Genomic DNA, 8,362 nt, shown 5'->3' with positions numbered 1-8,362 from the left:
CCGCCGTACCCCAAGGGTCGGGGCACGGCGGTCAGGGGTGGCCAGAAAGGGCCGGGGCGGCGGGTCAGGAGCCGGGGATGTTGCCGCCCTTCGTGGTGGCCGCGAGGTAGTCGCGGTTGAGCCGGCCGATCGTGTTCAGCGGAATGCCCTTCGGGCAGGCCACCGTGCACTCGCCGGCGTTGGTGCAGCCGCCGAAACCGGCCTCGTCGTGCGCGTCGACCATGCCGATCACCCGGGTGTAGCGCTCCGGCTGGCCCTGCGGCAGCAGCGAGAGCTGGGTGAGCTTGGCGGCGGTGAAGAGCATGCCGGAGCCGTTCGGGCAGGCCGCCACGCACGCGCCGCAGCCGATGCAGGCGGCCGACTCGAAGGCGGCGTCCGCGTTGGCCTTGGCGACCGGGGTGGAGTGCGCCTCGGGCGCGCTGCCGGTCGGCGCGGTGATGTAGCCACCGGCAGCGATGATCTTGTCGAAGGCGCCCCGGTTGACCACCAGGTCCTTGATGACCGGGAAGGCGCTGGCCCGCCACGGTTCGATGTCGATCGTCTCGCCGTCGGTGAACTGCCGCATGTGCAGTTGGCAGGCGGTGGTGCCGCGCTGCGGCCCGTGCGCGTCACCGTTGATCATCAGGCCGCACATGCCGCAGATGCCTTCGCGGCAGTCGTGGTCGAACGCCACCGGGTCCTCGCCGTCGAGGATCAGCCGCTCGTTGAGCACGTCGAGCATCTCCAGGAACGACATGTCCGGGGACACGTCGTTGACCGGGTAGGTCACCATCCGACCCTTGTCCTCAGGGCCCTTCTGGCGCCAGATGCGCAGGGTCAGGTTCACTTGTAGCTCCGCTGCGTGGGGTGGACGTATTCGAACTTCAGGTCTTCCTTGTGCAGGACCGAGGGCTCACCGGTGGCGGTGAACTCCCAGGCCGCCACGTACGCGAACCGGTCGTCGTCGCGCTGCGCCTCACCGTCGGGGGTCTGGTGCTCGGCCCGGAAGTGCCCTCCGCAGGACTCCTCGCGGTGCAGGGCATCGATGCACATCAGCTCGGCCAGCTCGAAGAAGTCGGCTACCCGGCCGGCCTTCTCCAGCGACTGGTTCAGCTCCTCGCCCGTGCCGGACACCTTGACCCGCTGCCAGAACGCGTCGCGCAGGTCGCGGATCTCGCCGATCGCCTTGCGCAGCCCGGCCTCGCTGCGCTCCATGCCGCAGTGCTCCCACATGATCTGGCCCAGCTCACGGTGGAAGGAGTCCACGGTCCGGTCCCCGTTGACGGCCAGCAGCCGCTGGATCCGGTCCTCGACGTCGGTACGCGCCTCGACCGCCGCCGGGTGGCTGGCGTCGACCTTCTCCAGCGGGCCCGAGGCCAGGTAGTTGGCGATCGTGGTGGGCAGCACGAAGTAGCCGTCGGCCAGGCCCTGCATCAGCGCCGAGGCGCCGAGGCGGTTCGCGCCGTGGTCGGAGAAGTTCGCCTCGCCGATCACGAACAGGCCCGGGATGCTCGACTGGAGGTCGTAGTCGACCCACAGGCCGCCCATCGTGTAGTGCACGGCGGGGTAGATCCGCATCGGCACCTCGTACGGGTCCTCGCCGGTGATCCGCTCGTACATCTCGAAGAGGTTGCCGTACTTGGCCTCGATGGCCTTGCGGCCCAGCCGGCCGATCGCGTCGGCGAAGTCGAGGTAGACGCCGAGCTTGGTCGGCCCGACGCCCCGACCCTCGTCGCACACGTTCTTCGCGGCGCGGGAGGCGATGTCGCGGGGGACCAGGTTGCCGAAGGAGGGGTAGATCCGCTCCAGGTAGTAGTCCCGCTCGTCCTCCGGAATGTCGCGCGGGTTGCGGTCGTCGCCCTTGGTCTTCGGCACCCAGACCCGGCCGTCGTTGCGCAGCGACTCGCTCATCAGCGTCAGCTTCGACTGGTGGTCGCCGGAGACGGGGATGCAGGTCGGGTGGATCTGCGTGTAGCAGGGGTTGGCGAAGTACGCGCCCTTGCGGTGCGCCCGCCAGGTGGCGGTGACGTTGCAGCCCTTGGCGTTGGTAGAGAGGTAGAAGACGTTGCCGTAGCCGCCGGAGGCGAGCACGACCGCGTCGGCCATCTCGGTGCTGATCTCGCCGGTGACCAGGTCCCGGACGACGATGCCGCGGGCCTTGCCGTCGACGATGACCAGCTCCAGCATCTCGTGCCGGGAGTTCATCTCGACGTTGCCCAGGCCGATCTGCCGCTCCAGAGCCTGGTACGCGCCGAGCAGCAGCTGCTGGCCCGTCTGACCCCGGGCGTAGAAGGTGCGCTGCACCTGGGCGCCACCGAAGGATCGGGTGTCCAGCAGGCCGCCGTACTCGCGGGCGAACGGCACGCCCTGGGCGACGCACTGGTCGATGATGTTGACCGACACCTCGGCCAGGCGGTGCACGTTCGACTCCCGGGAGCGGAAGTCGCCGCCCTTGACGGTGTCGTAGAACAGCCGGTGCACCGAGTCGCCGTCGTTGCGGTAGTTCTTCGCGGCGTTGATGCCGCCCTGCGCGGCGATCGAGTGCGCCCGGCGCGGGCTGTCCTGGTAGCAGTAGGACTTGACGTGGTAGCCCTGCTCGGCCAGCGTCGCCGCGGCCGAACCGCCGGCCAGGCCGGTGCCGACCACGATCACGGTCATCTTGCGGCGGTTGGCCGGGTTGACCAGCTTGGCCTCGAAGCGCCGGGTCTCCCAGCGCTTCTCGATCGGGCCGGCGGGAGCCTTCGTGTCGGCGATCGGGTCGCCCTCGGTGAAGAGTTCCATGTCAGGACACCAATCCGGTGAGAACGGCGAACGGGACCACCAGGTATCCGGCGCAGAGCACCACGGCGAAGACGAGCGCGGCGTTGCGCGCCCGACGCTCGCCCCGGGGCGTCTGCTGGCCGAGGCTGCGGAACGCGCTGAACGCGCCGTGGCGCAGGTGGAAGCCGAGCGTGACGATCGCCAGGGTGTAGAAGAGCGTGACGTACCAGCGCTCCGGCGCGAAGTCGGCGACGACGTTGCCGTAGGGCTTGCCCTCGTTGCCGACCGGGTTGAGCGTGCCGGTGGTCAGGTCCAGGAGGTGGTAGATCACGAACAGCAGGATGATCACGCCACCCCAGCGCATGGTGCGGGCCGCGTAGCTGCCCCGGACCTTCTTGCGGTGGGCGTACTTCACCGGTCGGGCGGCGCGGGCGCGCAACGCCAGCACGGTGGCGGCCCAGATGTGGGCGACGACGGCCACCACGAGGACGGTGCGCAGGATCCACAGGAACCAGACACCGGGCAGCAGCGGCTTGCCGATGTCGCGCAGCCAGTGCGCGTAGTGGTCGAACGAGGTCTCCCCCGTGAACACCTTCAGGTTCCCGAGCATGTGCGCGATCAGGAACAGCACCAGCAGGATGCCCGTCACCGCCATGACGGCCTTGAGGCCGACGTTCGAGCGAATGGGCGACCGAGTTTTCGTCATTACCACGGGACCGACGCTAGGAGCACTTCGATCAGTCGTCCAATGCATCAAACTCGTAGCATTAATAGCTTTAGGCTATGTTGATGCAGCTCCATCAGCTCCGGTACTTCGTTGCGGTGGCCGAAGTACGACATTTCACCCAAGCCGCCGACATCGTCGGCATCACTCAGCCTTCTCTCAGTAAGCAAATTCACGCCCTGGAGACCGACCTCGGAGCGCCGCTGTTCGAGCGGGTAAGGGGCAACATCGCCCTCACCGCGGCCGGCGAGGTGCTCCTGCCGTTGGCGACCCGGATCCTCGCCGACGTGGAGACCGCGACCCGGGAGGTGCAGGAGTTGGTCGGGCTCCGGCGGGGTCGCGTCCGGCTCGGCGCGACCCCGAGCCTCGCCACCTCGCTCGCCCCGCCGGTGCTGCGCCGGTTCCGCGACGCGCATCCCACCGTCGACCTGCGCGTCGAGGAGGGCGGCTCGCAGGATCTCGTCCGGAACCTGCTCCGCGGTGACCTCGACCTGGCCCTGATCATCATGCCGGCCCAGGGCGCGGACCCGGGCCTGCGGGTCGACCCGATCCTGCGGGAGAGCCTGGTGGTGGCCTCGGTGGGGGAGGTGCCCACCGCGTCGCCGACCGGCGAGCTGCGCATCACCGACCTGCGCGACCAGCCGATGGTGATGTTCCGAGAGGGCTACGACCTGCGCGACGCAACCATCCAGGCGTGCCGCGAGGCGGGCTTCGAACCGAGCTTCGCGGTGGACGGCGGTGAGATGGACGCGGTGCTCAGCTTCGTCGAGGCGGGGCTGGGCATCGCGCTCGTGCCGGGCATCGTGCTGGCCCGCAGGCCGGGCGTGCGGATCACGCCCCTCGCTCCGCCCGGGGTGCGGCGGACCATCGCGGTGGCCCGCCGCCGCGACATCGTGCCGACCCACGCGGGTCGGGAACTGCGGCGGATCCTGCTCGACTACATCCAGTCGGCGATCGACCGGGGCGAGCTGCCGCCCGGCGTGGAACCACTGTGAAGCCCTCAGGCCCGGCCGGCCGCCGTCGCGTCCGGCCGGTCCGTCGGTCTCAGCGGCCCTCGGCGTCGTCCATCGCCCGGTAGATCCGCTGTTCGGAGACGGGGTACGGGGTGCCCAGCGCCTGGGCGAAGACGTTCACCCGCAACTCCTCGATCATCCAGCGGATCTGCCGGACGGCCGCCTCCTGCCGGCGTGCCGGCGGCAGGGCGGCGAGCAGGTCGTCGTACTCCTTCTGCACCGCCGCGATCCGGTCCTGCTGCTGCCGGTCCCGCTGGGGGTTGCCGCCCAGGCGGTCCAGCCGGCGCTCGATGGCGGTCAGGTAGCGCAGCAGGTCGGGCAGGCGGGCGTACCCGGTCTCGGTGATGAAACCGGCGTGCACCAGCCCGGCGAGCTGCTTGCGGATGTCGGCGAGCGCGGCCACCACGGCGAGGTTGCGGGTGGCGCCGAGTCGCTGCTCGACGGCGTACGCGGCGGCGAGGACCCGGCGGACCCGGTCCATCACCTCGACGACAGTGTCGACCAGGTCGGCGCGAACCTTCTCGCGCAGCGCCGCGAACCCCTCGGCGTCCCACGCCGGGCCACCGGCGTCCTCGATCAGCCGGTCGATGGCCGCGCCCGCGGCGTCCTCGATCAACTCCTGCACGCCGCCGTGCGGGTTGCGACTCAGCGCCAGCTTCGCCTCGTTGCTGAGTCGGCCCTGAAGGAACCGGGCCGGGGACGGCACGGTGAGCCGCAGCAGCCGGCGGGTACCCGCCCAGTGCGCCGCCTCCGCCTCGGCGGGGGAGTCGAACACCTTCACCCCGACCGTGGCGCCCTCGTCGACAAGCGCCGGGTACGCGGTCACCGCGTAGCCGGCGCGCACCTGCTCGATGGTGCGCGGAAGATCGTCGATACTCCACTCGCGCAGCCCCGTCCGGGCGACCTCCGGCGCGGCGGCCGCCACCACCTGGCGTACCTCCTGGCGCAGTTGGCGTTGCAGGGCCGGCAGGTCCTTGCCCTCGGCGACCGGCTTCTCGTCGGCGTCGAGCACCCGGAAGGTGACCCGCAGGTGTGCCGGCAGCTTGCCCGGCTCCCAGGCGTCGCGGGGCACGGTGACGCCGGTCATCCGCCGCAGTTGGCGGGTGAGCGCGTCCAGCAACGGCTCCTCGCCGGGTGTGATCGCGGCGAGCGCGGCCCGCGCGTAGTCCGGCACCGGCACGAAGTTGCGGCGGATCGCCTTGGGCAGCGAGCGGATCAGCGCGATCACCGTCTCCTCGCGCAGCCCCGGCACCTGCCAGTCGAACGTCTCTGCCGGCACCTGGTTGAGCAGCGGCAGCGGGATGTCCACGGTGACGCCGTCGGTCGGCGTGCCCGGCTCGAAGCGGTAGGTCAGCGGCAGACTCACCCCGTCGGCCTGCCACTCGTCGGGGTAGTCGCTCTCGTCCACCCCGGCCCGGCCGTCGTTGATGAGCAGTTCGCGGGTGAAGGTGAGCAGGTCGGGCTGGTCCCGGCGGGTGTTCTTCCACCAGCTGTCGAAGTGCCGGCCGGAGGACACGTCGGCCGGAATCCGCTGGTCGTAGAAGCCGAAGATGGTTTCGTCGTCGACCAGGATGTCCCGGCGTCGCGCCCGGCTCTCCAGCTCCTCGATCTCGGCGAGCAGGCGCTTGTTGTCCGCCCAGAACCGGTGGTGGGTCTGCCAGTCGCCCTCGACGAGGGCGTGCCGGATGAACAGCTCCCGACTCAGCGCCGGGTCGATCCGCCCGAAGTTGACCTTGCGGGAGGTGACCAGGGGAATGCCGTACAGGGTGACCTTCTCGTAGGCCATCACCGCGGCCTGCTTCTTCTCCCAGTGCGGCTCGCTGTAGCTGCGCTTGACCAGGTGCTGCGCGAGCGGCTCGACCCACTCCGGCTCGATCCGGCCGGCGATGCGGCCCCAGAGCCGGGAGGTCTCCACCAGCTCGGCGGCCATCACCCAGCGCGGCGGCTTCTTGAACAACGCCGACCCGGGGAAGAGCGCGAACTTCGCGCCCCGCGCCCCCAGGTACTCGTGCTTCTGGGCGTCCTTCAGCCCGATGTGCGACAGCAGACCCGGCAGCAGCGACTGGTGCACCTTCGGGGTGTCGATCTCCTCCGGCAGGTCCGCGCCACCGCGCCGGCCCCGGCCGGCGTCCGCCTCGTCCGAGGTGTCGCGCGCCGGCCGCCCACCCCGCCGGTCGCTCTCCGCCGGGGTACGCAGCACCTGGCGCAACTGGCTGACGATGTCCTGCCACTCGCGGATCCGCAGGTAGTTCAGGTACTCCGCCTTGCACATCCGGCGGAACGCGCTGGACGACAGCTCCCGCTGCTGCTCGCGCAGGTAGCGCCACAGGTTGAGGTACGCGACGAAGTCCGACTCCTTGTCGGCGAACCGGGCGTGCGCCTGGTCGGCCTGGGCCTGCTTCTCCGCCGGCCGTTCGCGCGGGTCCTGGATGGAGAGCGCGGCGGCGATCACCAGCACCTCGGTGGCGCAACCGTTGCGTTCGCCCTCGACCACCATCCGGGCCAGGCGGGGGTCGACCGGTAGCTGGGCCAGCCGCCGGCCCAGCGCGGTGAGCCGCTTCGCCGGGTCGGCCTCGGTCGGGTCCAGCGCGCCCAGCTCGTGCAGCAGGTTGACGCCGTCGGTGATGTTGCGCTTGTCCGGCGGGTCGATGAACGGGAACGCCGCCAGGTCGCCGAGCCCGATCGCGGTCATCTGGAGGATGACCGACGCCAGGTTGGTGCGCAGGATCTCCGGGTCGGTGAACTCGGGGCGGGACAGGAAGTCCTGCTCGTCGTAGAGGCGGATGCAGATGCCGTCGGACGTCCGCCCGCAGCGGCCCTTGCGCTGGTTGGCCGACGCCTGGGAGACCGGCTCGATCGGCAGCCGCTGCACCTTGAGCCGACTGGAGTAGCGGGAGATGCGGGCGGTGCCCGGGTCGACCACGTACTTGATCCCGGGCACGGTCAGCGAGGTCTCCGCGACGTTGGTGGCGAGCACCACCCGGCGCGAGCTGTGCGCGGCGAAGACCCGGTGCTGCTCGGCGCTGGACAGCCGGGCGTACAGCGGCAGGATCTCGGTGCCGAGCAGGGAGCGCTTCTTCTGTACCAGCTTGCCCAGCGCGTCGGCGGTGTCGCGGATCTCCCGCTCGCCGCTGAGGAAGACCAGGATGTCGCCGGGGCCCTCGGCGGCCAGCTCCTCGACGGCGTCGCCGATCGCCTGGATCTGGTCGCGGACGTTCTCCTCGTCGCCGTCGCCCTCCTCCTCGCCGTCGGCGACCTCGACCAGCGGCCGGTAGCGCACCTCCACCGGGTAGGTGCGCCCGGAGACCTCGACCACCGGCGCGGGCACGCCCTGCGGCTCGTCGGCCGTGGGCGGGCCGGCGAAGTGCCGGGCGAAGCGGTCGGTCTCGATGGTCGCCGAGGTGATGATCACCTTGAGGTCGGGACGCCGGGGCAGCAGCTCCCGCAGGTACCCGAGGATGAAGTCGATGTTGAGGCTGCGCTCGTGCGCCTCGTCGATGATCAACGTGTCGTACTGGCGCAGCATCCGGTCGGTCTGCAACTCGGCCAGCAGGATGCCGTCGGTCATCAGCTTCACCAGGCTGCGCTCGCTGACCTGGTCGGTGAAGCGCACCTTGTAGCCGACCACGTCGCCCAGCTCAGTGCCCAGCTCGTCGGCGATGCGGTCGGCCACCGTCCGGGCGGCCAACCGGCGGGGCTGGGTGTGCCCGATCAGGCCGTGCACGCCGCGCCCCAGCTCCAGGCAGATCTTGGGGATCTGGGTCGTCTTGCCGGAGCCGGTCTCGCCGGCCACGATCACCACCTGGTGATCACGGATGGCGGCGGTGCCGGTGATCACGTACCCGGCCGGGTTGCCGGTCAGCGAGCGCAAGGACGACATCGCCGC

At 70.6% G+C, this 8,362-nt stretch carries 5 protein-coding genes; 1 reads left to right on the top strand and 4 read right to left on the bottom strand.

The window, feature by feature from the left end; translation table 11 throughout:
* Nucleotides 1-64 precede the first annotated feature (64 nt).
* Genes AB0J68_RS21250 through AB0J68_RS21240 form a run of 3 tightly spaced genes read right to left on the bottom strand, consistent with a single transcriptional unit; the run spans nt 65 to nt 3,445 of the window.
* The gene (locus AB0J68_RS21250; RefSeq protein WP_363940115.1) at nt 65-826 is read right to left on the bottom strand and encodes a succinate dehydrogenase/fumarate reductase iron-sulfur subunit; all 762 of its coding nucleotides are present in this window, start codon (nt 824-826) and stop codon (nt 65-67) included.
* A complete protein-coding gene (locus AB0J68_RS21245; protein ID WP_363940113.1) occupies nt 823-2,760 on the bottom strand; it encodes a fumarate reductase/succinate dehydrogenase flavoprotein subunit in 1,938 nt (645 codons plus the stop codon). Before AB0J68_RS21245 ends, AB0J68_RS21250 begins: the two co-directional genes overlap by 4 nt.
* Before the next feature lies 1 nt (nt 2,761).
* Nucleotides 2,762-3,445 (bottom strand): succinate dehydrogenase cytochrome b subunit, encoded by a 684-nt coding sequence (locus tag AB0J68_RS21240; RefSeq protein ID WP_354858344.1) that lies wholly within the window; start codon nt 3,443-3,445, stop codon nt 2,762-2,764.
* A 77-nt stretch (nt 3,446-3,522) separates the two neighbouring features.
* On the opposite strand from AB0J68_RS21240, the gene AB0J68_RS21235 reads away from it, so the two are divergent.
* Entirely contained in the window at nt 3,523-4,458 is a 936-nt protein-coding gene (locus AB0J68_RS21235) for a LysR family transcriptional regulator (protein WP_363940111.1), read from the top strand.
* 49 nt (nt 4,459-4,507) lie between these two features.
* Here the strand turns inward: AB0J68_RS21235 and hrpA are convergent.
* Nucleotides 4,508-8,362, bottom strand: a 3,855-nt coding sequence (gene hrpA, locus AB0J68_RS21230) for an ATP-dependent RNA helicase HrpA (protein ID WP_363940110.1), incomplete at its 5' end; no start/stop codon positions are given.

It is taken from the genome of Micromonospora sp. NPDC049580 (genome assembly GCF_040675595.1).
Classification (GTDB): Bacteria; Actinomycetota; Actinomycetes; order Mycobacteriales; family Micromonosporaceae; genus Micromonospora.
This window is presented reverse-complemented; position numbering and strand designations above follow the sequence as displayed.